19 protein-coding genes are annotated in these 25,991 nt (G+C 42.8%); 17 read left to right on the plus strand and 2 right to left on the minus strand.

Translation table 11 applies throughout. The features are described from left to right. Window positions 1–1,161: 1,161 nt before the first annotated feature. From thrS to rnr, 4 genes are all read left to right on the plus strand, one after another. Window positions 1,162–3,096 (plus strand): threonine--tRNA ligase, encoded by a 1,935-nt coding sequence (thrS, locus tag BTV98_RS06800; protein WP_058369745.1) that lies wholly within the window; start codon window positions 1,162–1,164, stop codon window positions 3,094–3,096. Then, complete coding sequence (infC, locus tag BTV98_RS06805) at window positions 3,096–3,623, plus strand: translation initiation factor IF-3 (protein WP_178379370.1); 528 nt, start codon at window positions 3,096–3,098, stop codon at window positions 3,621–3,623. The genes thrS and infC overlap by 1 nt, the downstream gene beginning before the upstream one ends. A 335-nt stretch (window positions 3,624–3,958) precedes the next feature. Continuing rightward, window positions 3,959–5,203 carry a toxic anion resistance protein gene (locus BTV98_RS06810; RefSeq protein WP_058369747.1) on the plus strand — a complete coding sequence of 415 codons (1,245 nt, stop codon included), beginning with the start codon at window positions 3,959–3,961 and terminating at the stop codon, window positions 5,201–5,203. A gap of 124 nt (window positions 5,204–5,327) precedes the next feature. After that, a complete protein-coding gene (gene rnr, locus BTV98_RS06815) occupies window positions 5,328–7,595 on the plus strand; it encodes a ribonuclease R (RefSeq protein ID WP_075103259.1) in 2,268 nt (755 codons plus the stop codon). A gap of 106 nt (window positions 7,596–7,701) precedes the next feature. Here the strand turns inward: rnr and BTV98_RS06820 are convergent, their stop codons facing one another. After that, window positions 7,702–9,327 (minus strand): mechanosensitive ion channel domain-containing protein, encoded by a 1,626-nt coding sequence (locus BTV98_RS06820; protein ID WP_075103260.1) that lies wholly within the window; start codon window positions 9,325–9,327, stop codon window positions 7,702–7,704. Between the two features lie 80 nt (window positions 9,328–9,407). Then, on the minus strand, window positions 9,408–10,145 hold the full coding sequence (gene hisA, locus BTV98_RS06825) for a 1-(5-phosphoribosyl)-5-[(5-phosphoribosylamino)methylideneamino]imidazole-4-carboxamide isomerase (protein ID WP_058369750.1): 738 nt from the start codon (window positions 10,143–10,145) through the stop codon (window positions 9,408–9,410). Between the two features lie 926 nt (window positions 10,146–11,071). Here hisA and BTV98_RS06830 point away from each other — a divergent pair. The 13 genes from BTV98_RS06830 (at window position 11,072) to BTV98_RS06890 (ending at window position 25,991) form a co-directional block, all read left to right on the plus strand. After that, the gene (locus tag BTV98_RS06830) at window positions 11,072–12,424 is read left to right on the plus strand and encodes a Na(+)-translocating NADH-quinone reductase subunit A (RefSeq protein ID WP_075103261.1); all 1,353 of its coding nucleotides are present in this window, start codon (window positions 11,072–11,074) and stop codon (window positions 12,422–12,424) included. A gap of 5 nt (window positions 12,425–12,429) precedes the next feature. Further along, window positions 12,430–13,665 (plus strand): NADH:ubiquinone reductase (Na(+)-transporting) subunit B, encoded by a 1,236-nt coding sequence (locus tag BTV98_RS06835; RefSeq protein ID WP_075103262.1) that lies wholly within the window; start codon window positions 12,430–12,432, stop codon window positions 13,663–13,665. Continuing rightward, window positions 13,646–14,560: a Na(+)-translocating NADH-quinone reductase subunit C gene (locus tag BTV98_RS06840; RefSeq protein WP_075103263.1), complete on the plus strand. Its 915-nt coding sequence runs from the start codon at window positions 13,646–13,648 to the stop codon at window positions 14,558–14,560. The genes BTV98_RS06835 and BTV98_RS06840 overlap by 20 nt, the downstream gene beginning before the upstream one ends. A gap of 1 nt (window position 14,561) precedes the next feature. Next, complete coding sequence (locus BTV98_RS06845; protein WP_075103264.1) at window positions 14,562–15,233, plus strand: NADH:ubiquinone reductase (Na(+)-transporting) subunit D; 672 nt, start codon at window positions 14,562–14,564, stop codon at window positions 15,231–15,233. Next, the gene (gene nqrE / locus BTV98_RS06850) at window positions 15,233–15,841 is read left to right on the plus strand and encodes an NADH:ubiquinone reductase (Na(+)-transporting) subunit E (protein ID WP_058369755.1); all 609 of its coding nucleotides are present in this window, start codon (window positions 15,233–15,235) and stop codon (window positions 15,839–15,841) included. Before BTV98_RS06845 ends, nqrE begins: the two co-directional genes overlap by 1 nt. A gap of 124 nt (window positions 15,842–15,965) precedes the next feature. After that, a complete protein-coding gene (gene nqrF, locus BTV98_RS06855; RefSeq protein WP_075103265.1) occupies window positions 15,966–17,201 on the plus strand; it encodes an NADH:ubiquinone reductase (Na(+)-transporting) subunit F in 1,236 nt (411 codons plus the stop codon). A gap of 208 nt (window positions 17,202–17,409) precedes the next feature. Beyond that, on the plus strand, window positions 17,410–18,504 hold the full coding sequence (locus tag BTV98_RS06860) for an FAD:protein FMN transferase (RefSeq protein ID WP_143505688.1): 1,095 nt from the start codon (window positions 17,410–17,412) through the stop codon (window positions 18,502–18,504). Between the two features lie 119 nt (window positions 18,505–18,623). Next, window positions 18,624–18,869, plus strand: coding sequence for a (Na+)-NQR maturation NqrM (gene nqrM, locus BTV98_RS06865; RefSeq protein ID WP_075103267.1), 246 nt, complete (start codon window positions 18,624–18,626; stop codon window positions 18,867–18,869). Between the two features lie 363 nt (window positions 18,870–19,232). Beyond that, the gene (locus tag BTV98_RS06870; RefSeq protein WP_256713863.1) at window positions 19,233–20,489 is read left to right on the plus strand and encodes a CynX/NimT family MFS transporter; all 1,257 of its coding nucleotides are present in this window, start codon (window positions 19,233–19,235) and stop codon (window positions 20,487–20,489) included. A 104-nt stretch (window positions 20,490–20,593) separates the two neighbouring features. Beyond that, window positions 20,594–21,640, plus strand: a complete 1,047-nt coding sequence (locus tag BTV98_RS06875) for an alpha/beta hydrolase (RefSeq protein WP_058369757.1) — start codon at window positions 20,594–20,596, stop codon at window positions 21,638–21,640. A 137-nt stretch (window positions 21,641–21,777) separates the two neighbouring features. Then, window positions 21,778–22,593, plus strand: a complete 816-nt coding sequence (locus BTV98_RS06880) for an arylesterase (protein ID WP_075103269.1) — start codon at window positions 21,778–21,780, stop codon at window positions 22,591–22,593. A 67-nt stretch (window positions 22,594–22,660) separates the two neighbouring features. Then, a complete protein-coding gene (locus BTV98_RS06885) occupies window positions 22,661–23,404 on the plus strand; it encodes an ABC transporter ATP-binding protein (RefSeq protein ID WP_058369759.1) in 744 nt (247 codons plus the stop codon). Then, window positions 23,382–25,991, plus strand: coding sequence for an ABC transporter permease (locus BTV98_RS06890; RefSeq protein WP_227511810.1), 2,610 nt, complete (start codon window positions 23,382–23,384; stop codon window positions 25,989–25,991). Before BTV98_RS06885 ends, BTV98_RS06890 begins: the two co-directional genes overlap by 23 nt.

Genomic DNA, 25,991 nt, shown 5'->3' on the forward strand with positions numbered 1-25,991 from the left:
CTTCTAATCTTGACTCATCTAATCTGGCAATTACGCTCTTCGTATATGTTCGTAATGAATTAACTTTGAGTTTTTTTGCTGATTAAATGATAATTTTTATAGTTAGAACTGACCCCGAAACGAAGTCAAAACCAACTTTATTTTTAGCATTCTCTCTCAGCAAAAATCCACACAAGTTGTTCTTTAGTTTTGCTTTTAAATAATGCCCTATACTGTCGTCCAGTATTGGGTTATGCAAATTTTTAACCAATCATAACTAAGCTAATTTGCTTCTTCTAATTGGTAAGCTATCTATTGTATCATTAGTTGACACTGTGTCAAGCTTTTATTTGCTAATATTTCAGTAAGTTAGCTGCTTCGTTATTAGTAAATATTTCCACTATTTACGCTGCGCTTCCTTTGCTGTGGGGCGTATTATAGACCCTTTACATTCAGTGTCAACTGTTTTTCTAGATGTTTTTAAATTAATTATAAAGGATCGTAAATAAGATATACTTTTCAATAAGTTAAATAACTAGGAAAGTTTTATAATTTTTACATAGCATAAGAAAAGGTTGGTAGTTATCAAAGGATAGTCAAATCATTATGTTTAAGGCTTTATCTCTTTTCTGGTTTTAATGCCTTTAAGTCTCTTTGTCTGTCTATTCACTCTGAAGATTGTACTATTGATATTGGTACAAGTAGTCCTTATATATGGATACTGCTTATAATATAGTAGCACTATTATAGTAGGTATCATCCATGAAGACATTTAGATCAAAAATCTATTACCGTAGAACATAAATGACTTATGGTCTTTGACATAGTTTGGTGTTTTTTTGAATATATGTTTATGTAAGATATGTTGTTACCCCTTGCTATCTAGTGTTTGTAGACGGTTTTTGTTATAGTAGTTGCCTTTATGGCATTACTTATCTTAGGTTGTTAGTCAGCGCTATGTAAGAGGTACTTTGCTATGTTCGCTGATGTATTATCGATCTACTTCCAATATAAGTAGTAGATTTCATAATTAGATGATCGTTCATATGCTAAGTATGTTTGAGTAATGCCTATCTCTTTTGATGTATCACATCTAACGTATATAATTTATTTGGTCTTACGGTCATATGATTGATAGTTGCAATCATCACTGCTAACGGACCTACAACAGGTGAACAAATTATGGTAGCGATTACTTTGCCCGATGGAAGCATAAAAGACTTCGAAGGCAATACTACAGTCATGGAAGTGGCGCAGAGCATTGGGGCGGGTCTTGCTAAGGCTACGGTCGCTGGACGTGTAGACGGTCATTTGGTCGATGCTTATGATCCTATCGCCCATGATGCAAAGGTCGAGATTGTTACCCCAAAAGATGATGATGGTGTCGATATTATTCGTCATTCATGCGCACATCTGCTTGGTCATGCGGTTAAGCAACTTTATCCTGACGTAAAAATGGTTATTGGGCCTGTCATTGATGACGGTTTCTATTATGATATCTATAGTGAGACGCCATTTACACCTGAGCATATGGAAGCTATAGAAAAGCGTATGATGGAGCTGATTAAGCAAGATTATGACGTTATCAAAAAAATGACGCCACGTGATGAAGTCATCAAGATATTTGAAGAACGCGGTGAAGATTATAAGCTGAAACTGATTAATGACATGCCAGGCGAAGAGGCTTTTGGTCTGTATCATCATCAAGAATATGTCGATATGTGCCGTGGTCCGCATGTGCCAAATACGCGCTTCTTAAAAGTATTTAAATTGACTAAAATGTCAGGTGCTTACTGGCGCGGTGATGCCAAGAATGAACAGCTACAGCGTATTTATGGTACGGCTTGGGCAGATAAAAAACAGCTAAAAGCCTATATACAACGTATTGAAGAAGCTGAAAAACGTGATCATCGTAAAATTGGTAAAGCGCTCAACTTATTTCATATGCAGGAGCAAGCACCAGGTATGGTGTTCTGGCATGCCAATGGTTGGACGATTTATCAAGTGCTCGAGCAGTATATGCGTAAGGTACAATATGATAATGGCTACGAAGAAATCAAAACGCCGCAAATTGTCGATCGCAGCTTGTGGGAACGTTCAGGCCATTGGGGTAATTATGCAACCAATATGTTTACTACATCGAGCGAAAACCGTGATTATGCGGTAAAACCAATGAACTGCCCATGTCACGTACAAGTATTTAACCAAGGCTTAAAGTCCTATCGTGACTTACCACTGCGTATGGCTGAGTTTGGCTCATGTCATCGTAATGAGCCTTCAGGGTCGCTACATGGCTTGATGCGTGTCCGTGGCTTTACCCAAGATGACGCACACATCTTTTGTACGCCCGCGCAGATTCAGCAAGAAGTCGCGGACTTTATCAAGCTGACTTTGGCTGTTTATGAAGACTTTGGTTTTGATAATATCATTATGAAGCTCTCGACTCGCCCTGAAAAACGTGTCGGTAGTGATGAATCATGGGATTTTGCAGAAAAAGCTTTGGCTGATGCACTTGACAGCTCAGGTCTTGATTGGGATTACTTGCCAGGCGAAGGCGCATTTTATGGTCCTAAAATTGAATTTAGTCTTAAAGACTCGCTAGGACGCATTTGGCAGTGTGGCACCATTCAGGTTGACCCAAACATGCCTGAGCGTCTCGATGCTGAGTTTGTCAATGAGCAAAACGAGCGTGACATACCTATTATGCTCCACCGTGCAATCTTGGGATCGTTTGAGCGTTTCATAGGTATATTAATTGAGCACTATGCTGGTTGGATGCCTGTTTGGCTTGCGCCGCAACAAGTAGTTGTCATGAATATCACCGATAAACAAGCAGAAAACTGCCAAAACGTCGTCACCGAGCTAAAAAATGCAGGTTTACGTGCAGTTAGTGACTTGCGTAACGAAAAGATTGGATTTAAGATACGAGAGAAAACATTAGAACGTATTCCCTATATGCTAGTATTAGGGGATAAAGAAGTTGAAACAGGCAGTGTCAACGTCCGCACCCGTGAAGGTGAAAACCTAGGCGTGATGACTGTCTCTGAATTTATAACCTTAGTACAGACTGCCGTTGCCAAAAAAGGCCGTCAGAATCAAAAAACAGATCAGGAGTAATACCTATTAAACAGTCAAACCGTCTAAACACCAATGAAGATATCAGTGTTAAAGAAGTTCGTCTTGTCAGAGAAGACGGCGAACAAATGGGCGTGGTCGATATCGATACCGCGATGAAAGCGGCGCGTGATGAAAACCTAGACTTAGTTGAATTAGTGCCCGATGCCAAACCGCCAGTATGTAAGATCATGGATTACAAGCATTTCCTTTATGATCAAAAGCAAAAGGCAAAAGAGGCCAAGAAGAACCAAAAGCAAACCCAGCTTAAAGAGATGAAACTACGTCCTAGTACTGAAGAAGCCGATTATCAGGTAAAATTGAAAAAAATCGTCAGCTTTTTAGAAGATCAAGACAAAGTTAAAGTCAGCATCCGTTTTCGTGGTCGTGAAATGGCACACCAAGAAATTGGCCGTAAGCAACTTGAGCGTATCATCGAAGATACGGCTGAAATATCCAACGTCGAGCAGCATCCAAAGATGGAAGGTCGACAAATGGGTATGTTGCTTGGTCCTACTAAGAAAAAATAATTGGACCGTAAACCCTTAAATTTGTCATATTTACTTATCTTTGTTTTTGACCATCAATATGCTGCGGGGTATTGATGGTTTTTTACTATTAGTTATTGTAATTTTGCGATGCCAACCACCATATAGTTTTACAAGGTCAGTCTTTATGACCTCCTGATTACACGGTAATCTTAAAATCTACTTTGCATTTCCTATTAATGATAATTTAATAACCGTAAGTCAATTAATAGATTTTTAGCGATTATGGCACTTGCTTGAACTAGCAGACTGGACGTTAACTAACATTATTGAATAACCCAAACATTTTAATCTATCATTTATCGACAGGAATACTTATGCAAGAACTTACACCGCCAGAAAATACAAACACACCAAGTATATCTTTGACACCGCCTGACCCTGTAAAAGAGATAGAAAAAAGCGAAGCGGACCAGATGGTTAAGCTGGATAAAAGTCAGATCCCAGAGCTTGACGCTAAAGTTGATGCTTTTGTGGATCACGTCATTACCAATCCAGTAAATGGTCCTGACTTTCAAGAAAACCTACAGTCGATTCATAACCTAGGTACTAAAGAGATTCGTGAGTCAGCTCAAGTAACTAACCGAATGTTAGAACTTCCTGCTAAAAGCATCAATGATAGCTTATTTGATAATTCACCAATTGCCAAGTCATTGACAGAATTGCGCGGTATTGTAGAGGACTTGGATCCAAGCAAAAAAGAGCTAACCAATTCACGTAAGTTGTTTGGCATCATACCATTTGGCAACAAAGTCCAAGATTATTTTCGTCAATATGAATCTGCACAATCGCATATCAACGCGGTGGTGACCAGTCTTTATAATGGTAAGGATGAGCTGCTCAAAGACAACGCGATGATTGAGCAAGAAAAAGTCAACATGTGGGATTTGATGCAATCCATTCGCCAGTACATATATGTCGGCAAAAAGATTGATGAGCAACTTGAGCAAAAAGTCTATTCTTTAGAAGCGACCGATCCTGAAAAGGCACGTATTATTAAAGAAGAGATGCTGTTTTACGTACGCCAAAAAAACACTGACTTTTTGACTCAGTTGGCTGTCAACGTACAAGGTTATTTAGCATTAGATACCATTCGCAAAAATAATTTGGAGCTTATCAAAGGTGTGGATCGTGCGACCACAACTACCATCTCAGCATTACGGACAGCAGTGGTGGTTGCACAAGCCATGACAAATCAAAAACTGGTCCTAGATCAGATTACTGCATTAAATAAAACCACCAGTAGTTTGATTGAATCAACCTCCGCGATGCTCAAACGTCAATCTGGTGAAATCCATGAGCAAGCAACCAGTAGTACTATTGAGCTTGATAAACTACAAAACGCCTTCAATAATGTCTATGATACGATGGATATGATTAGTAATTATAAAGTTGAAGCCTTAGAAAATATGAAGCAGACGGTCAATACTCTAACGAGCGAAGTAGATAAAGCTCAAAAGTATTTAGACAAATCTAACCAAACGACTGTCCTTGAAGTATCAAAAGAGCTAGATAGTAAAAAGATTACAGACAAATCTAGCACTACTGATATCGATATTTGATTAAACAGTCTATCCAAAACAGTCAGCTATCGAATATATATAACCTCATTGACGTCGGGTATTGAAGCGTCGTTCGTGTTAAGATAGCCATTATTAATAATTTTAAAAATAGATACGGTAATTTATGAGTTGGAATGATCCAAACGCCTCAAGTGAGGCACAAAAATATGAGAATCCCATCCCGAGTCGCGAGCTGATACTACAGACGATCGCTGAACACGGTGAAGCGACACACCAGCAGCTGGCGCAGATCTTTAAGATTGAAGATCCAGAGCAATTTGACGCCTTGGGTAACCGTCTAAAAGCTATGGCCCGTGATGGACAAGTAAACCGCGAAGGTCGCCCTTATCGCTTTCGTGCAGTCACGCAACAAGATGTGGTCACTGGCACAGTATCCGCCCATCCTAAAGGCTTTGGCTTTGTCGTATTAGAAGATATGCCAGACCTGTTTTTGCATGAAAAACAAATGCGCTGGGTGTTTAATGGTGATATGGTCAATGCTGTGGGTACTACGACCGATAATCGTGGGCGTACAGAAGGTCGTATTGTTGATGTGACTGAACGTCATCAAAACCAGTTTATTGGTACGCTTGCTCGCGATGAAGATGGCTACTGTGTTGAGCTTAGTAGTCCTAATAACCATCAACCGATTACAGTCACTGATGATAATGTACAAGCGGTAAGTGCTAAGCTGGGTGATCCAGTCAAAGTCGATGTGATCGACTGGCCTAATCAGCATGAGTTTGCTACTGGTAAGATTACAGAAGTACTAAACGACGACAATGACCGTGAACTTATTATTGAGACTACCCTGCTCAATTACGATATACCGTCTGAATTTAGTGCAGCAGCCCTTAAACAAGCCAACGATTATAGGGAACCTAGCAAAAAAGACTTTAAAGGTCGTACGGACTTACGTGACTTGCCGTTAATTACTATTGATGGGGAAGATGCGCGCGACTTCGATGATGCTGTGTTTGCTGAAAAACGCTCTGGTGGTAACTATCGAGTGTTGGTTGCTATTGCTGATGTCAGTCACTATGTCACGCCAAACTCTCCACTTGATCAAGACGCTTATGAGCGTGGCACGTCTGTTTATTTTCCACATCGTGTAATTCCAATGCTACCTGAAGTGTTGTCAAATGGCTTGTGTTCATTAAACCCTTCAGTTGATCGCCTATGTATGGTTGCTGATATTAAAATATCACGTGCAGGCAAGGTAACAGGTTACGAGTTTTATCCTGGTGTTATGCATTCACAAGCACGCTTAACCTATAACCAAGTAAATGACTACTTTGCTAATCCTAAAGATAAAAGCGTGCCAGAATCTTTAACAGGTAATAAAGATGTCAAAAAGTCTGTCGATACACTTCATCAACTATATGAACTGCTTATCAAAAAGCGTGAAGATCGCCACGCAATGGAGTTTGAAACGGTTGAGACTTATATAAAGTTCAATGAAGAAGGCGGTATTGCGGACATATTACCACGTACACGCGGTGATGCTCATAAGCTCATTGAAGAGTGTATGCTGCTTGCCAATACTTGTGCAGCAAACTTTGCGCTAAAACATGAGCTGCCAGTTTTGTACCGTAATCATGATAAGCCTGATAGCGAAAAATCAATGCGTATTCACGAATATGCGAAGAATTTCGGTTTAAGCTTCCCTGAAGAGAACCCTACGCAAGCCGATTATCAGCGTATTATTGATGCGACAAAAGATCGTCCAGATGCAATCAGCATCCATAGTATGCTGCTGCGCTCCATGATGCAGGCTAACTATGCACCTGACAATATCGGTCACTTTGGTTTAGCTTACGATGAGTATAGTCACTTTACCTCACCGATTCGTCGTTACCCTGATCTTATGTTACATCGCGCGATTAAAGCTAAGGTGACCAATAGTAAGCAGCCTGTTATGGACTTTTCTTTGGATGAGGCAGGTACCCAAACCTCAGATACCGAACGCCGTGCTGAAAAGGCTTCACGTTTTGTCGAGTCTTGGCTGAAGTGTCACTATATGAAAGATCACGTTGGCGAAGAGTTTAATGGCGTGGTCACGACAGTAACGAACTTTGGATTATTTGTGACGTTGACTGACCTATATATTGATGGTCTGGTCCATATCTCAAACGTCGGTGATGATTTCTTTGTTTATGATGAGAATCAGCAGCAGCTCATTGGTAAAGACAAAGGGACTTTGTTTGGACTTGGCGACTTGGTTAAAGTGCAAGTTGCTGGCGTGAATATGGATTTGCTTCAGATTGATTTTGACTTAAAAGCAAAGTTGCAAGCCAGTCAAATGAACCAAACAAAGAAAGATCAGACAAAAAAGAGCTCGGCTAAAAAAAATAGTGGCCGAAGCAATAAAGGTTCAAGCAAGAAGAGCTAAATAAGACGTTAGAAATAATAAAAAAGGCTAAAGTTAACTTTAGCCTTTTTTTATGTTTATACTTATATTTATGTTCCGTTCTAAGATAGGTTTACATAAAAAAAGCTTATTCTTGTGGACTATTTCTATCTAATAAGTCAGTCTCATCAGAATTCTCTGCAATCTCCTGTTCAACCTTTTCCATCAGCTTCTCATCAGGTCGGGCATCAAATATATCCTCACTGTTATTTGCATTCAAAATTTGCTTTGCTCGTGCCTTCGCTTGCTGTTTATCCTTATCATCTGTGGTCTGCTTATTTTCTGCGCTAGGAGTCATCGGTGTGACCGTCATTTCAGAACTAGTATTACCCTTACCTTCTTGCATATGCTCAAAAGCGGTTTCTAACTTATCGTTGAAGCGTAAACGATAAATAGGCTCAGGCAAGCTAAAGCCTTGGTTTTCTAACGCATGTTTAGTTGCGCGAATGGCGATACTGCGTGCTTTGGCAAAATCAGTCTCTGATTGATCTACCCATACTTGAAACTCAAGCACGATGTTGGAATCGCCAACATGAGTAATGATAGCGATGGCCTTGGGTTCATCTAAAACAAAATCTAACGTACCTATCGCGTCTAAACCGACTTTGATTGCCGCTAACGGATCATCATTGGCATCGACACCCAATTCAAATGTAAAACGGCGCTCAGGATTTTTTGTGTAGTTCAAGATAATACCTTTAAAAACCTCAGCATTAGGGATACGTAATTGATTGCCATCCAACGTCATCAAAATCGTCGCCCGTGAGGTCAAGCGTACTACAATGCCTTCATGCTCATTGATTTTTACCTGATCGCGGGCACGAAATGGCTGACGAATACTAAGCATAAGTGACGCTATATAGTTTTCGATAGAGTCTTTTACGGCAAAACCAACAGCAATACCAATCACCCCTGCACCGCCAAGCAATGTACCCAAAATAGTTTCTGCACCTATTAAACTTAACGCTAAAATTAGACCAAAGATAATAAAGATCACTTTGATCGTTTGCGATAACAGCTCGGCTACAAAAGGATTGGGAGTTAGACGTTGCCATATGCCCTGACGTTTGGATAACCAGCTACCAAACCAAGCTACCAAGCCAAACAAAACAATGCCGACTAACAATAGTGGCATGGCTTTGATTAGATTTGTACCTTGGGCCTTAAGTCCTTGATATACTGTTGAGACATTGTCTTGCACATCAAGCGTTCGATTAATGTTATCTTCAACTGTTACTACATCTGTTAAGCGATTGGTTAGATTAATCGCCTGCTGCGCTTTTTTTTCGTTTGGTGTCTCTCCGCTTAGCGTAACGACACCTTGAGTAACCGTTACATTGACTGCCTGTAAGCCATCAATTTCGGAGAAAATACCGCTGATACGTTGACGGATATCATTGTCTTTTTGCAAAGTAGGCTTGGTTTCAATTTGAGCATTATTGGTACTTTCACCACTGATAACCGGAGGTGCTTCTATCGGTGTTGGCGCTGTCGGTAGCGTACCACTTTCCGCTTCTACCTCAGGCTCTATACCTGACTCTGCTTCTGAACTCGTCAAGGCGCCACTATCTATATCTGTTGCAGCTACAATACTTGTCAACTCTTCGCCAGCAGCATAAGTAGGCAAGCTATAAAAGATACTTATTGATAATAATAGCTGACCTAGAACTGGCAAATATCTGCGTAAAGGTAAATAGTCAAAAACAGCTATCATAAGTATCCTTGATTAAGGTAGTGAGCAACCATTGTCTTTATAAACAATCCAGACAACCCTATATACAGCTATACAATCGGTTAACTGTCTAGGTAACTTTGTGCTTCTCCAAGATCCAACGTGCCCTCGTAAATAGCACGTCCTGTAATGATACCTTCAATACAATCACCATAAGGCTTTAGGAGCTCGATATCTTGCATATCAGTTACCCCGCCTGACGCTATGACGGGCAAACCGCCTTCACGCGCAAGACTGACCGTTTGCTCGATGTTGACGCCTTGCATCATGCCATCACGGGCGATATCGGTATAAACGATGGACGACACTCCGACATCAGCGAAGCGCTTGGCAAGCTCAGTCGCTTTGGTGTCCGTGACATTCGCCCAGCCATGGGTGGCTACCATACCGTCTTTAGCATCAATACCAACGATGATGTGTCCAGCAAACTCACGGCAAGCCTCAGTGACAAAATTGGGATCTTCAACCGCTTTGGTGCCAATGATAATATAGGTAAGTCCTGCTGTAATATATTGCTCGATGGTGTTCATATTACGCACGCCACCGCCTAATTGGATAGGCAAGTTTGGATAGGCTTTGGCAATATCATTGACTACCGATCTATGGACTGGCACCCCGTCAAATGCGCCATTGAGATCAACCAAATGCAAACGCCTCGCGCCCTCTTTTACCCAGCGTCCTGCTACTGCGACAGGATCGTTAGAGAATACAGTATCATCCTCCATACGACCTTGTTTTAAGCGTACACATTTGCCATCTTTTAGATCGATAGCGGGAATAATCACAGGCGCAGCACACATATAGCACTCCTTATAAAACGTTTTATGGATAGCGAAAGTACAACAGAATCATCAATAATTGAAAAATGGAAAGAAAATACTATAAAGTATGCACTTCACTAAATATTAGTATTTAAAAACAACTTAAGTTTATATTTTGGATTAGAGCCATTATAACCATCTGAGCTGTTCTGATGATTGATAACTATAAGTTTCAGCCTCTAAGTTAGGTACTACAATTAGATAAATTCAATTACTAACTGGCAATTTTAGGTTAATTTAGCGTATAATCCTAGGTAAATTTGTATTTGTTTCTATATCTTAGCGATGCACATTAAGCTTTTACATTGATTGATCATGTTTGGCTATAATACTGCTCAGTTATAAAGATATGACAAAAAACAGACAACAGGACGGTAGAGTATGCACCGTAACCCTTGTCTATCATTTTGACAGATTGATCACGAGTAGATTGGTACGATTTAGAATTGTACCTTATTTAATTAATTGGTTTGTCTTTAATCAAATTATCATATATTGCGTCTGACAGTCTTTTGATTGTCGCAGAACCCATTTACATGATACTAGTATGACAATGTTATAAATTTCAATAAAACGTATTGTAGGCCCATCTATGACTTAAAGTGTTTACTCTAAGCGGTTGGTTTTAGAGATTCACTCTGGTTTGGTAGGCTTATTATGCATCTTGGTAGCCGGTCGCCACTTTGGTAATTCGAATAAGACGTTAACGTGTTGTTAAGGAGTCTAAGGTCAGCGTTAATACTCTTACTTGCAGTAATACTTAAGCGTTATGTTTAAGGCACTCAATCACAGCTCCGCCCTAGGCTGCTGCTGCTTGATGGTCTGTCATAATGCTTTTGGAATACTGCTGTCGTACCAAACAGGACGTCTGGTATCGTTTTAGACTATGGACTAAGTTTTCGCTTATGATTACCATCAAGAAAGGTTTGGATTTGCCCATCACAGGTGAGCCCTCCCGCGAGATATCAGAGCACAGACCAGCACATGTGGCACTTATTGGTTACGATTATGTAGGCATGAAACCTACGATGAACGTCACAGAAGGTGACGTTGTAGCTAAAGGTCAACCTGTTTTTGAAGACAAAAAACGAGTTGGTGTTATATACACGGCCCCTGCAGCTGGTAAAGTTATTGCCATTAAACGTGGCGAGCGTCGTGTCTTTGAAAGTCTTGTCATTGAGGTTGACCCAAACGGTGAAGAAGTAGAGTTTCAGCGCTATGACTCCCAGCAACTTGCTGACTTAGACTCTGAAGCTGTTGAAACCCAATTGCTTGCTTCTGGTGAATGGACTGCATTTCGCACACGTCCCTATAGCCGTGCTCCAGAAATCGGTGCACGTCCGCACGCTATCTTTGTTACTGCAATGGATACCAATCCATTAGCGTTCGACCCAATGCTGCTGATCAATAAAGAGCTGCAAGCGTTCAATGACGGACTGGCTGTATTGTCTACACTCAGCCCAAAAACCTTTGTCTGTCATCATGGTGACGCTAAGCTGTCACCAGTTGCAAAGACTGCGGCTAACAATGTCACTGAATATCATAGCTTTGCAGGCAAGCATCCAGCTGGTCTTGCTGGTACGCATATTCACTTTTTACACCCGATCAGCCGCGGCGTGACTGTGTGGACGATTGGTTATCAAGACGTGATTGCGATTGGTAAGCTCTTTACGACTGGACGCTTATACACGCGTCGTCTGTTAAGCCTTGCAGGTCCTGGAGTTAAGGACCCACACTTGGTGGCGACTGAACGCGGTGCCGATATGACAGCACTGACAAAAGGTCAATTGGTCGCAGGCGAGAATCGTATCATTTCAGGATCGGTACTTTCTGGACGTAAATTGTTTGATAATGTGGCTTATCTTGGTCGCTTTCACAATCAAGTTAGTGTATTACCTGAAGGCCGTGAACGTCCAGCGTTCCACTTCTTTACACTAGGTAAAAACCGCTTTTCTAAACTGCCTATCTATATTTCACAGTTTTTTGGTGGTAAAAAATACAACTTCACCACTACCAGTAATGGTTCACCGCGAGCTATGGTACCTATCGGGGTGTATGAAGAGGTCATGCCACAAGACTATTTGCCAACACAGTTATTACGCGCTTTAATCGTTGAAGACATTGTCTCTGCGGTGGATTTGGGCGTGCTTGAACTGGATGAAGAAGATGTTGCATTATGCACCTTCGTATCTCCTGGCAAATATGAATTTGGTGATATCTTGCGTGATAACTTAACGCGCATTGAGCTGGAGGGCTAACCACGATGAAATTTTTACACAATATGTTCGATCGTATGGAGCCGTCTTTTACCAAGGGTGGCAAACACGAAAAGTATTACGCCATTTTTGAGATGTTTGATACGTTTTTACGTCAGCCAGGTACGACGACTTATGCGTCATCGCATGTACGTGACGGTATTGACCTCAAACGCATCATGATCACAGTATGGATGTGTACGTTCCCAGCGATGTTTTGGGGTATGTACAATATCGGCCATCAAGCTTTAACTGCTATTGCTCAACTTGGCCTACAACCAGAAGGCTGGCGTACGATTATCACTAGTATGGTAGGCTATAATCCAGATAGTATCTGGGCAAGCTTTGTCTATGGAGCGATGCAGTTTTTACCGATTTATATAGTCACCTTCGCCGTGGGTATTCTCTGTGAAATTATCTTTGCAGTCGTGCGTGGCCACGAAGTCAACGAAGGTTTCTTTGTGACCTCCGTTCTTTATGCACTATGTCTACCGCCTGATATTCCTTTATGGCAAGTTGCTTTAGGTATTATCTTTGGGGTGGTCGTTGCAAAAGAAGTCTTTGGCGGTACTGGTAAAAACTTCCTTAACCCTGCCCTATCTGGCCGTGCGTTCTTATACTTTGCTTATCCAGCGTATATGTCTGGTGACTCAGTATGGACGGCAGTTGATGGTTTTTCAGGTGCAACACCACTTGGCCTTGCAGCACTTGGCGTGGTTCCACAGGACTTCGTCGATGTCTACGGCAATGCCATTACGTGGAGTGATGCATTCTTAGGCAACATGCAAGGCAGTATCGGTGAAGTCTCTACGCTTGCCATTTTAATGGGTGCAGCAGTTCTATTATGGACGCGTATTGCATCTTGGCGCATCATGGCAGGTTGTGTGGTGGGTCTGATTGCTACGTCTCTTATCTTTAATATGATTGGCTCTGACGATAACCTCATGATGAACTTGCCGTTTTATTGGCATTTAGTGATCGGCGGTTTTGCTTTTGGTGCCGTCTTTATGGCGACCGATCCAGTCTCAGCTGCGCATACTAATAAAGGCCGCTGGGCTTATGGTATTTTGATTGGCTTTATGACAGTACTGATTCGAGTAGTCAACCCAGCTTTCCCAGAAGGCATCATGCTCGCTATTTTATTTGCCAACTTATTCGCTCCATTGTTTGATTATTTTGTGACTCAAGCAAATATCAAACGCCAAACAGCTCGGAGGGTTCGTTATGTCCAAGCCCAAAAGTAATAATACAAAAACCATCAGTGTGGCATTGACGCTATGCTTGGTGTGTTCCGTATTGGTATCAGCAGTTGCGGTCGGTCTTAAACCATCACAAATTGAAAATGCACGCTTAGATCGTAATAAAAACATCCTAGTAGCAGCTGGCATGTATGATGCTGAGTCTGATACTCCTAAAGATGTTGCCGAACGTTTTAAAGATTTTGAAGTAAAAATTGTTGACTTAAGCAAAGGTAACTATCTTGATGATGATGCCTTAAACGAGGCTGGTATTCCTGATCGCAATGCTTATGACGCCAGTCAAGCAACTAAGAATCAAGCATTGAGTGAGGATTTAGGTGATAACGATCCTGCTGGTATTGGTCGTGTGCCTAAGTACGCAAAGGTCTATGTTAAAAGTGATGACGCCGGACAGCCTGAGATGGTGGTCCTACCGATTCAAGGTTATGGATTATGGGGTACTATCTACGGTTTCTTGACGCTTGAAAGTGATATGAATACCATTAAAGGTATCAGTTTTTATGAGCACAAAGAGACCCCAGGTCTTGGCGCTCGTATCGAAGAGCCAGAGTGGCGCGCAAAGTGGAGCGGTATCCATTCTTATGATGAAAATGGTGATGTTGCTACTGGTGTGACCAAAGCTGGTAACCCAAAAGAAAACTGGGTCGATGGTATCAGTGGTGCGACGCTTACTGGTCGCGGTGTAAGCAATATGATTCAGTTTTGGTTGGGTGAGCAAGGCTATAAACCTTACTTAGACGCGCTACGTGAAGAGAGCGGTAAAACGATTGATAATGCTGATACACAGGCTAGTCAGTTAACACAACCAGACAACCAGACAGCTCAACCTACAACCGAACTGGCAGCAGCGCTACCAGTAGCAAACGGCAAGGAGGCATAACATGGCTGACACAAAAAGTATTTTAACCTCGCCTATTTTTGATAATAACCCTATCGCCTTACAGATATTAGGTATCTGCTCGGCGTTAGCGGTAACGACGAGTATGTCGAATGCCTTGGTAATGTGTGTGGCATTGACATTGGTAACCGCTTTTTCTAGTTTCTTTATTTCAATTATTCGTAAGCAAATTCCATCAAGTATTCGTATTATTGTACAGATGACAATTATTGCTTCGTTGGTTATTTTGGTCGACCAGGTGCTAAAAGCCGTCGCTTATGATGTGAGTAAAGGCTTATCAGTATTCGTTGGTTTGATTATTACCAACTGTATCGTTATGGGTCGTGCTGAGGCATTTGCTATGAGCAATCCACCAGTACCAAGCTTTTTAGATGGTATTGGTAATGGTCTTGGTTACTCTGCAGTATTACTGTTCGTTGCGACTATTCGTGAATTACTAGGTTCAGGTACGTGGTTTGGTATCACTATCTTACAACCAGTTACTGATGGCGGTTGGTATCTACCAAATGGTCTATTGTTGTTGCCACCATCAGCGTTCTTCATTATTGGTTTATTTATCGCCATCGTTCGTCTTTGGAAGCCAGAACAGATTGAAGAAGCCGAGTTTGTAATGAAGCCGCAGTCTAAAGGCATGGCACATGGAGGCGGTCACTAATGGGACATTATATTAGTTTATTTATAACCTCAGTCTTTATTGAGAATATGGCGCTTGCCTATTTCTTAGGTATGTGTACCTTTTTGGCTGTATCCAAAAAAGTCTCAACTGCCATAGGTCTTGGGGTTGCTGTTATTGTCGTGATGGCGATTACTGTGCCACTCAACAACCTGCTGTTCCAGTTCATTCTGAAAAATGGTGCACTAGCATGGGCAGGCTTTCCTAATATCGACCTTAGTTTCCTAGGTCTACTAAGCTATATCGGTCTTATTGCTGCGACTGTACAGATTCTAGAGATGTTTTTGGACAAGTTTGTCCCAGCTCTATATAACGCGCTTGGCGTATTCTTACCGCTAATTACGGTAAACTGCGCAATCTTAGGTGGCGTCTTGTTCATGGTTGAGCGTGACTACAACTTTAGCGAGTCAGTAGTATATGGCGTTGGTGCAGGTTTTGGTTGGGCAGTTGCGATCACTGCGCTAGCAGGTATTCGCGAAAAGCTTAAGTATTCAGATATTCCAGGACCGCTACGTGGTCTTGGTATTACCTTTATTACGGTTGGCCTTATGTCTCTCGGCTTTATGTCGTTCGGTGGCATGTCCATTTAAACCGCTAAGCTTAGACACTTATTTAGCGATTTGACATATTTAATTCATTTATTCGGTAGGTGTTCGGGTACAGCAATAAATTTATGCGCCCGCACCCCTACCCCATAGATTAAGGATACATATCATGGATTATGCTACGGCGATTGGTGGCGTTGCTATGTTTACCTTGATCATCATGGGTCTTGTTGCCATTATTTTGGCAGCACGCTCAAGACTGGTCAGTTCAGGCGATGTTACTATTCATATCAATGATAATCCCGATAATGATGTGGTGACTCCAGCAGGCGGAAAACTACTGCAAACCCTTGCTAGTGAAGGTATATTTTTATCTTCTGCATGTGGTGGTGGTGGTACGTGTGCTCAATGTCGCTGCCGTGTTATTGAAGGTGGCGGTTCTATCCTGCCCACCGAAGAAGGCTATTTTACTCAAGGTGAAATCCGTAATCATATGCGCTTGGCTTGTCAGGTATCTGTTAAGCAAGACATGCAAATCGAGATTGATCCTGAGTTTTTTGATGTGCAAAAGTGGGAATGTGAAGTTGTCTCTAACGATAACGTCGCAACCTTTATTAAAGAGCTGGTGCTTAAAATTCCAGAAGGTGAGGAAGTCAATTTCCGCGCTGGTGGTTATGTGCAGCTAGAAGCACCGCCGCATGAAGTACATTACAAAGACTTCGATATCGATGAAGAGTACCGCGAAGACTGGGAAAAATTCGGCGTCTTCAAATACGTCTCAAAAGTCGATGAGCCTGTCATTCGTGCGTACTCGATGGCCAACTACCCAGAAGAAAAAGGTATCATCAAGTTTAACATCCGTATCGCAAGTCCACCGCCGCGTGGCCCTGAAGGTATACCACCGGGTAAGATGTCGTCCTGGGTATTTAGCCTAAAACCAGGTGATAAAGTGACTGTATCAGGCCCGTATGGTGAATTCTTTGCCAAAGATACCGAAGCTGAGATGATCTTTGTTGGGGGCGGTGCTGGTATGGCACCAATGCGCTCGCACATCTTCGATCAGCTTAAACGTCTAAACTCTAAGCGTAAGATTAGCTTTTGGTACGGTGCGCGCTCGATTCGTGAGATGTTCTATGTCGAAGATTACGACCAGCTAGAAGAAGAGTTTGATAACTTTGAGTGGCATGTGGCGCTGTCTGATCCATTACCAGAAGATAACTGGGACGGTCCGACCGGCTTTATCCATAACGTGCTACTAGAGAATTACTTAAAAGACCATCCAAACCCAGAAGACTGTGAATATTATATGTGCGGGCCACCGATGATGAACGCGGCGGTTATCGACATGCTACATAGCCTTGGCGTGGAAGATGAGAACATCATGCTTGATGATTTCGGTGGTTAAATTGGTTAGCAACCATAGTTAGTTGAACAAATAATTTTTTATTTTGACTAACGTTTATTTTGACGGTCAACATGAAAACATAAAAAAGAGCGTCAACAGTGGCGCTCTTTTTTTTAATCCATTTTCGCTGTTGGATAAATTCATAATGTTTAATAAAAATAAACTTCAAACACGTTTTTTTGCTATTAAGTCTCAAGATAGACGAAAGATGGCAGGTAACACTCTATTATTTACGGTATCAGCATTTAGTTTAGCTGGTTTAACCGCCTGTCAACAGCCGCCTGATTATAATTATTTGATCGGTGAGACGATGGGTACCAGCTATCATATCAGTTATCAATTACCAGAAAAGGTAACTGAGGCAGATGTCCAAGCTGCAATTGATGAGCGTTTACAGCAAATCAATGACAGCATGTCGACTTATCAAAGTGTTTCTACTATTTCCAAGTTTAATCAGTTGGGCAAAGACACACCTATTACGATCGATGCTGACTTTAGTCACGTACTCGATATCTCAAGACAAGTCTATGCACAGTCTGGCGGAGCCTTTGATCCAACTGTTATACCGCTTATTAATACTTGGGGGTTTGGTAGTACCATGACTGTCGAACGCTTACAAAGCCCACCAAGTGCAACTGAAATTGCAAAAGCGCAAGCATTGGTAGATTTTGATAGCGTCGTAAAGCAAGACCAAACTCTCTATAAGACCAAAGATGGTATTGGTCTGGATTTTTCGGCAGTAGCGAAAGGCTACGGTGTCGATGTCATCGCTGATGTCCTCAAAGATCGTTACAACATTCGTAACTATATGGTTGAGATCGGCGGTGAGATTGCGACCTCGGGAGTTAATAATAAGCAGCAGCCGTGGCAGATTGCCATTGATGCGCCTATTGAAGGCAGCACTGTTAGCGAACGTCAGACAATTACAGCTATTCGACAACCGATAAAAACTGATAATCAAATGCATCTAGCAACTTCAGGAAATTATCGTAACTCTGTCATATTTGATGGTAAGCACTATAGTCATACTATTGACCCTACGACCGGCAAACCTATTATCGGTGGCGCCCCTTCGGTGACAGTAGCAGCAGACTCGGTAGCACTAGCAGATGCATGGGCAACTGCGCTGACTGCCATGCCTTATCAAAAAGCATTAAAACTTGCTGAAAAGCAAAATTTAGCAGCATTGTTTGTCGTATTGGCCGATGGTGTACAGATCAATGACTCTCTAGACAATGTCGATGATTGGCAAGTAGTCCAGACTCCTGCGATGCAAGCATTACGTGCTGATAAGCAACCTTAAGTTTTGTTTGTAGTGTTTTGAGAATGTATTAACAACAAACGCAAAGCGTAAAAATTTGCTATACTATTAGATAGTTATCACTAAAGATGACTCTATTTTCTAAACTTGAGGTCTCCTCTATGCTTAGCCAACTGCTTCCTATGCTCGCTATTACCTTTACTGTATTTATACTGTTTTTTGTATTTATGGGTATTGGTTATATGGTCAAGAAAAAACCACTCAGAGGCTCTTGCGGTGGCGTTGCTAAATTAATGGGTGATGAAAACTGCTCGTTTTGTGGCAATGATCCTAACAAGTGTGACTCCATTATCGCGGAACAACAAGAAAATGCACTAAAAGCGGCTCAATTGGGTAAATCGGTATAAATTATAAGCTTGTTACCATACGCTGGTAGTATTTACTCATCATTTGTTCCTATAATAGCGTTCGGTCATTTAAATATGATCGAACGCTATTTTTAGTTGTGCTATCAAATTTTTATGAGTCATTTTGTATAAGAATGACTTATCATTAACTTTTCGAGTTCATTACTCGCATATTGTACTTATCCTGTCTATCAGGGTAATAAGCTCGCGTGTCTTGCATTCTGCAAGTATTTCTTAAGTTCTGATTGACGATTTTAGCCATCCTCAAGGTGCGTTTTCTTCGGTGTTATGTGCAAGCGACGACTCTATCGGCGCTGTTCAATGACGTGTCTTTTTTCTTATTCTAATGATAGTCGTGCTGCTATGTCTACTTCATCCAATTTGCAATCAAAGTCTCATTTAGATACTTCGCCCGCATCTAAGTTGCCCTCCTCACGTTTTACCTTTTGGCTCGTACTATGTGCCATGGTTTTGCTCGCCACCAATATGCGTGCACCAATCGTGGCACTTGGTTCTATTGCGCCAGTGGTACAGGATGCTTTAAATATTTCTGAAACTCAGATTGGTTGGTTGGGCGCTGTGCCTATGCTAACTTTTGCAGTGGGCGCGCTTATCTCGCCAGCGATTGGTAAGCGTTTTGGACTTGAAAATACATTGATTGCGATGATTGCACTATTAACAGCGGGTATGATTATTCGTACTGTTATACCCACTTGGATTGGGTTTTTAAGTGGTACGTTATTATTAACGTTAGCCATCGGCTTTGCCAATACGCTAGCGGCACCAGTGATAAAACAGCGTACACCCAATCATATTCCACTGATTACTGGTCTATTTAGCCTGACGATGACGGTGTCGGCGGGTATTGTAGCAGGAGTTGTATTACCACTATCTGAGCAGGTAGGCTGGCAATGGGCGCTTGGCGGTTGGTCGCTATTAGGTATCTTTGCGATTGTTATTTGGATATTTTTACGCTTGCGCCTTGGCTCATCTAGCCATCAAACGGCCGCCCTACCCACGTCAGGATCTTCAGAGATCTCTATGTGGCGGACGTCTTTTGCTTGGCAAATCGCTGTCTTTATGGGCTTACAGTCATTGCTGTTTTATACCGTTGCCAGTTTTTTACCGTCTATTTGGGTAAGTCAGGGACTATCAGCCGTTAAAGCGGGACAGATGGGTTCGGTGTTTCAATTTATGGCACCTATTTCTATCTTAAGTTTGACGTGGCTAGTCAACCGTGGCCGTCCTATTCAGGCGCTGGCTGTGGTTGCTGCCTCTTTAAATGTGATTGGTATTTTAGGGGTCAGTTATTTTTCTACTGATCTTGCTTGGTTATGGTCAGGACTGATGGGTATCGGCTGCTCTGCGATTTTTACTTTGTGCATGATGTTGTTCTCGCTACGAACTTATACGACCAATCAATCTAGCGAGCTGTCTGGCATGGCTCAATTCGTTGGTTATTTGATAGCGTTTTTTGGTCCATTAGGGACCGGCTGGCTACACGAAGCGACTGGTAATTGGGATTTGCCGCTTTTTATTATGTTAATCTTGATGATTATCAACGTCGTGATTGCTTGGATGGTCAGTCGTCCGGTGATGGTCGATGGTCGCCCTGCTTAGCTTAAAGCCTGTTTGATGTGTTTTTAGCTATCAGCAGCCACTAGCAATACCGACTTGTCATTTATTAAACGCGTTTTAATACTGATAAATACAGAGGAATGAAGATGAACGACTCTATCAAATCCAACAAAGCTGATGCTGAAAACAAAGTCGATTTATTACCTGCTGTTGCTAATTATCTAAAGGTATTAAATGAACAACTGCTTCCTGCCTTCGTGCAAACAGGTAGTATCCTTAATGCTATCAATGCTAGAGATGGCCTAGCAAATTTAACCCATACCTTTGTCACCGAGACCGTGAATGTGGCGCTAATAGTCGATGATATCATTGAAGGTGATGCGTCAACTAAAGATGCTTATCATGTGCCGGTGCGCCTTTTTTATCCGAGCTTGCCGGATGCTTCAATAGAGCAGACTGAGCAGACACCACTACCCGTGATGCTGTACTTTCATGGTGGCGGTGGTACAGCGGGTAGTGTCTCTGTTTATCATCAAATTTTATGCCGTTTAGCGAAGCTTACAGGGCACATTGTGGTTGCCCCAGAATACCGTCTTGCACCAGAAAACCCTTATCCTTGTGCTCAAAACGATGCTTGCACTGCTTTGCTTGGCTTAAATAAACTACTCGCCCGCCGTCACATCAGCACGAATAAGCTCGTAGTAGCAGGAGACAGTCATGGTGGGGCATTAGTTACCAATCTACTGCGTGACCCTAGGATAAAACAATCTGAGGTGAGCTGTGACATCAGCGCGCAAGTACTGATATATCCAAGCGTCGACTTTACCATGAGCTGCCCTTCTATTAATAAATACGCCAATGGGTATCTACTCAGCCAAGCGCGCATTAACTGGTATTTTGACCAGTACTTTCAGCACGGTGAAGACAGAAAGTCAAAATCTGCTCTGTTCGCTAGTTTAGACGAGCTGGCGCATCAGCCACCTGTTCTTATTATCAATGCAGCGGTTGATCCTTTATATGATGAAGGTGTCGCTTATGCTGCCAAACTTAGCGAAGCTGGTGTCAATACGCAGCACTTGACTTTTGATAAGGTCATTCATGCTTACCTTAATATGGAAAATCTCAATCCTGACATCTGCAAGCAAACCTATCAGGCGATAAATGCATTTTTAGCTAGCAAAAGTTCTGAATAATGCTAACCAATCTCAGGCAAGCCAGCAGCTCTCAAAGTTGTTAAGGTATTTTTTGATCATAGTATCAGCTACTTGTGAATATTAAGCCTGCCCTAATATAAAGCAAATAATGCCAATAAATATGTAACGGAACCACTATGCCATTGCCTTTAATAAAGCCTTATTTATCTAAATTTTTATCAAAGAAACTTAGCTTGGCGCTACTGACCAGCTTAGCACTGGTAGCTTGTAGTCCAGCCGATGATGCTGATACTACTAGTGCTAACGCGAACGAGCCTATAACAGATGCGCCTCAAACAGAAGCCATTAACAATACTACTAACGAGGTTTCACGTGAAACAGTGAATGAACAAGATAATGTCGTGGCGATTGAGCAACCTATTACTATTTTAGCACTTGGCGACTCTCTGACCGAAGGCTTGGGCGTAAACCCTGATGACAATTACCCTGCCCAATTGGAAGTAACGCTCAAAGAGATGGGTTATAGCAATGTCAAAGTCGTTAATTCAGGTCTTAGCGGTGAGACCAGTACAGGCCTCGTCAATCGTTTGGACTGGGTGGCACAAACCAAGCCTGATATTACCATACTGTCTATTGGCGCTAATGACGCTATCCGTGGTATTGACGTCGCAACCGTTGAAGATAACATCCGTACCGCGGTTAAACACTTGCAAGACAACGGCAGTGAAGTCATCTTGGGCGGCATGCAGATTTATGACAATCTTGGCTCTGACTATGTAGAGTCGTTTGCCGCGATTTATCCTCGCGTCGCTAAAGATATGAACGTCACGCTGATTCCGTTCTTTTTAAATGGTGTGGGCGGAGACCCTGAGCTCAACCAAGCCGATGCCATTCATCCAACCAAAGATGGCTACACAATTATCGTTAATGATAATATTTTGCCCATCTTAGCGCCCAAGCTTGAAGCAATGGTAGAGACTGAAAATAACTGATTCGACTGATTAAAATACCTAACGAGCCAGCGCAAGTAACAGACACTACGTCAACTGAGACCCTGTAATGACATCAAATCCGACTGTACTATCATCGACACCAGCATCAGAATCAACATCGAATTCTACACAGCAAGCCCTACTTACCGCCTCACATCTCAATAAAACCGTGCAAGTCGGTGAGCAATCACTGTCTATTATCAAGAACGTCAGTATTCATGTCGATGCTGGCGAATTCGTGGTCATTATGGGTAAGTCTGGCTCGGGTAAATCAACTTTGCTTGGTTTACTGGCAGCGCTAGATTATCCCGATAGCGGCTCGGTTGAGCTGGCTGGACAGACATTAAGCAGTCTTGATGAAGATGCTCTCGCTGTGATTCGTCAACGTGATATGGGCTTTGTCTTTCAATCGTTTCACCTACTGCCAACTTTGACAGTGGCGGAAAATATTGCGTTCCCGCTTGATATCGCTCGACGTCCGAATAAAACACGCGTCAACGAATTGATTGAAGCCGTTGATTTGGGTCATAGACGTCATAGTTTGCCCAATCAACTATCAGGCGGTGAGCAACAACGCACGGCGGTGGCGCGGGCACTGGTATCGCAGCCAAAGATTGTATTCGCTGATGAGCCAACGGGCAACCTTGATGAGCAAAATGCCGATCAAGTCATGAACCTGCTATTAGATTTACGCCAGCAGACGGGGTCAGCACTCGTGGTTGTGACTCATGATCCTGCGCTTGCCGAAATGGCAGATCGCGTTATTACCATGCATGACGGTATGATAGATGGGTCGAAAGTTAATGGATAACATGGATAAAGAGTCAAATTATTCTGGTGGCATGATACGCCAACTTTTCACTCGCGATCTAGGCTCGCAAGCGTTAAGTCGCAGCTGGTGGCGGCGCTGGGTATATCCGGTGCTGTATTTATTGACGCTCACGCTATCGCTTGCCACCTACCTCACTCTTGATTCTATCCAGCAGTCCGTTGATAGCTATATCACTGACAATCAGCGCGCGCTAATCGGTGGTGATCTGATACTTGAAAGTAATCAAGAATGGCCAGCAGACATTTTAAAGCAAGTCCAAACCCTGCCTGACGACCAAATCGTCTACGATCATCAGTTCAGCTCTATGGTCGTCACTGACGAGCAAACCTTGCTGGTGCGCGTTAAAGGCATTACGCCGGCTTATCCGCTATACGGAACAGCAGAAACGGCATCAAACAAACCGTTATGGGAACAGCTCAAGCCTGACACCGTGGTCGTCGCGCCAGAAGTCCTGCAAGGCATCAATGCGAGTATTGGCGATAGCATTACCATTGGCGAAGGGCAATTTACGATCAGCGATGTGCTGACCAAAGAGCCGGATCGTCCACTCAGTGCCTTTGACTTTGGCGGGCATGTACTCATGCAAGCAGACGCACTGGAGGCAACCAACTTACTCGGTCAACGTAGCCGCGTGCGTTATCGCATTGAGATGGCAGGAGACGCTGAAACCATAGAACCACTACGTGAGCAGTTAGAGCAGACCTTGACCAGCTACCCTGATATTAGACTGTCTGATATCGATTCAGAGGACACGCAGATATCGCGCATCTCTGACAATGTGTTGATGTTTTTAAAACTACTGGTCATTGCGGTATTGCTACTCTCTGCGGTGGCGATGTATGGGGTCATCACGGCTTTTGTGACCAAGCAGCAGTCTAATAATGCGATTCGCTTGGCCTTAGGTGAGCCTCTTAAATCTCTCAAACGTAGCTATTATCAACTATTGATAGCGACCACAGTTATCGCTTGTATCGCAGCGAGTATACTGAGTTTCGGCTTACTACAAATTGGTCAGCCGTATCTTATTGCCATCCTGCCAGCAGACGTGGGCCTTGCCATCAACCCTATCAGTATAATTAAAACCATCATCATTGCTCTAGTGCTGACCTTACTGATTGCCCAGCGTGGCTTAAGCACCCTTAGCACTACTAAGCCTGCAACATTACTCAATCAAGGTGCTAGTCAGCAATCACAAAACCTGCCTTGGTATCGACGCTTACCCCTATTATGGTACGGGCTGATGCTGGTAGGACTGTATGCGTTTTTTGCTTATGAAGTTGGCTCATTAACATTCGGCGCTCAGCTACTTGCTGGCTTAATTGGTTTCGTAGCGATATTTTGGCTATTGGCACGCGCTTGGCTATGGCTGCTGACCAAATTGGCAATGAATACTGATATCAGTTGGATGAAGCGCATTGCTATTCATAACCTTGCGCGTAAAGGTAACCAGTCTGCGCTGTTCTTTGTCACCTTATCGCTGTCAGTGGCTGTCCTCACGCTCATCACCACACTCAATCATAGTATCAATGCCCAGTTTATTAATGCGTATCCTGAAGATGCGCCCAATTTATTTTTATTAGATGTACAAAGCGATCAACATGAGGATATTGATGCCTTAATTGGCGCGCCAGTGAGCTATTATCCGGTCATTCGCGCCCGTGTGGTCACCGCAAATGATGTACCCGCGCAAGATATCGAACCTGCGGATGGCTTTGATGAGCCTACTCGTGTCTTTAACTTAAGCTACGCAGATACGGTGATGGACACTGAGTTTATTACTGATGCAGTAGAAGATAACGAGCTGTACTCGCCTATCGAAGCTGATGGTCAACAAGGCCAAACGCCACAGATTGCACCTCTGTCTATTTTAGATACCGCGGCAGGTATGCTCAATGTCGGCATGGGCGATCAGGTTCGTTTTAATATCCAAGGTATCGAAATCGTCGGTCAAATTACCAGTATTCGCTCACGTTACGAGCGTGGCCCAAGCCCTTATTTTTATTTCTTGTTTGAGCCATCGGTGCTATCTGCTGCTCCGCAAATCCAATTTGCCACCGCTCATGTGGCAGAAGATGCTATCCCAGAGCTGCAAGGCAAACTGGTACGCGAATTCCCTGCCGTCACTACCATCGACGGTACGGCAATCGCTGAGCAAGTCCAAGAGCTGGTGGTACAAATGAGCCGCTTGGTCTATGTCTTTACGCTACTGGCATTGCTGACGGGTGTCATGGTGTTGATTAGCTCGCTCCTCTCTACCTCGCAAGATCGCATGCAAGAAAGCGCTTCGTTTAGGCTATTAGGTATGCAAAAGCGTGACTTGTATATGCTCAATATCTTAGAGCTTGGAGTGCTTGGTATTAGTGCGGCGACATTTGCGGTGGTTATCGCCAGCGTTGGCGCATGGGCGGCTATCACGCAATGGTTTAATCTACAGTTTAGTGTGCCGTGGACGAGCTTGGCTATTGGTGGTGCGGCATTAGTTGTATTGCTGTTTGCTATTGCTATTATTTATGTGAGATTGGTGATTGGACGCGGGATTATGGCGAGAGTTCGGGCGATGATTTAG

The organism is Psychrobacter sp. Cmf 22.2 (assembly GCF_001921745.1).
In the GTDB taxonomy this organism is placed as follows: Bacteria; Pseudomonadota; Gammaproteobacteria; order Pseudomonadales; family Moraxellaceae; genus Psychrobacter.

What these genes read in the sequence shown, in the direction of transcription:
- thrS (WP_058369745.1), top strand. Translation starts at nt 1,162, where the DNA reads ATGGTAGCGATTACTTTGCCCGATGGAAGCATAAAAGACTTCGAAGGC.
- BTV98_RS06810 (WP_058369747.1), top strand. Translation starts at nt 3,959, where the DNA reads ATGCAAGAACTTACACCGCCAGAAAATACAAACACACCAAGTATATCT.
- rnr (WP_075103259.1), top strand. Translation starts at nt 5,328, where the DNA reads ATGAGTTGGAATGATCCAAACGCCTCAAGTGAGGCACAAAAATATGAG.
- BTV98_RS06820 (WP_075103260.1), bottom strand. Translation starts at nt 9,327, where the DNA reads ATGATAGCTGTTTTTGACTATTTACCTTTACGCAGATATTTGCCAGTT.
- hisA (WP_058369750.1), bottom strand. Translation starts at nt 10,145, where the DNA reads ATGTGTGCTGCGCCTGTGATTATTCCCGCTATCGATCTAAAAGATGGC.
- BTV98_RS06830 (WP_075103261.1), top strand. Translation starts at nt 11,072, where the DNA reads ATGATTACCATCAAGAAAGGTTTGGATTTGCCCATCACAGGTGAGCCC.
- BTV98_RS06835 (WP_075103262.1), top strand. Translation starts at nt 12,430, where the DNA reads ATGAAATTTTTACACAATATGTTCGATCGTATGGAGCCGTCTTTTACC.
- BTV98_RS06840 (WP_075103263.1), top strand. Translation starts at nt 13,646, where the DNA reads ATGTCCAAGCCCAAAAGTAATAATACAAAAACCATCAGTGTGGCATTG.
- BTV98_RS06845 (WP_075103264.1), top strand. Translation starts at nt 14,562, where the DNA reads ATGGCTGACACAAAAAGTATTTTAACCTCGCCTATTTTTGATAATAAC.
- nqrE (WP_058369755.1), top strand. Translation starts at nt 15,233, where the DNA reads ATGGGACATTATATTAGTTTATTTATAACCTCAGTCTTTATTGAGAAT.
- nqrF (WP_075103265.1), top strand. Translation starts at nt 15,966, where the DNA reads ATGGATTATGCTACGGCGATTGGTGGCGTTGCTATGTTTACCTTGATC.
- BTV98_RS06860 (WP_143505688.1), top strand. Translation starts at nt 17,410, where the DNA reads ATGGCAGGTAACACTCTATTATTTACGGTATCAGCATTTAGTTTAGCT.
- nqrM (WP_075103267.1), top strand. Translation starts at nt 18,624, where the DNA reads ATGCTTAGCCAACTGCTTCCTATGCTCGCTATTACCTTTACTGTATTT.
- BTV98_RS06870 (WP_256713863.1), top strand. Translation starts at nt 19,233, where the DNA reads ATGTCTACTTCATCCAATTTGCAATCAAAGTCTCATTTAGATACTTCG.
- BTV98_RS06875 (WP_058369757.1), top strand. Translation starts at nt 20,594, where the DNA reads ATGAACGACTCTATCAAATCCAACAAAGCTGATGCTGAAAACAAAGTC.
- BTV98_RS06880 (WP_075103269.1), top strand. Translation starts at nt 21,778, where the DNA reads ATGCCATTGCCTTTAATAAAGCCTTATTTATCTAAATTTTTATCAAAG.
- BTV98_RS06885 (WP_058369759.1), top strand. Translation starts at nt 22,661, where the DNA reads ATGACATCAAATCCGACTGTACTATCATCGACACCAGCATCAGAATCA.
- BTV98_RS06890 (WP_227511810.1), top strand. Translation starts at nt 23,382, where the DNA reads ATGGGTCGAAAGTTAATGGATAACATGGATAAAGAGTCAAATTATTCT.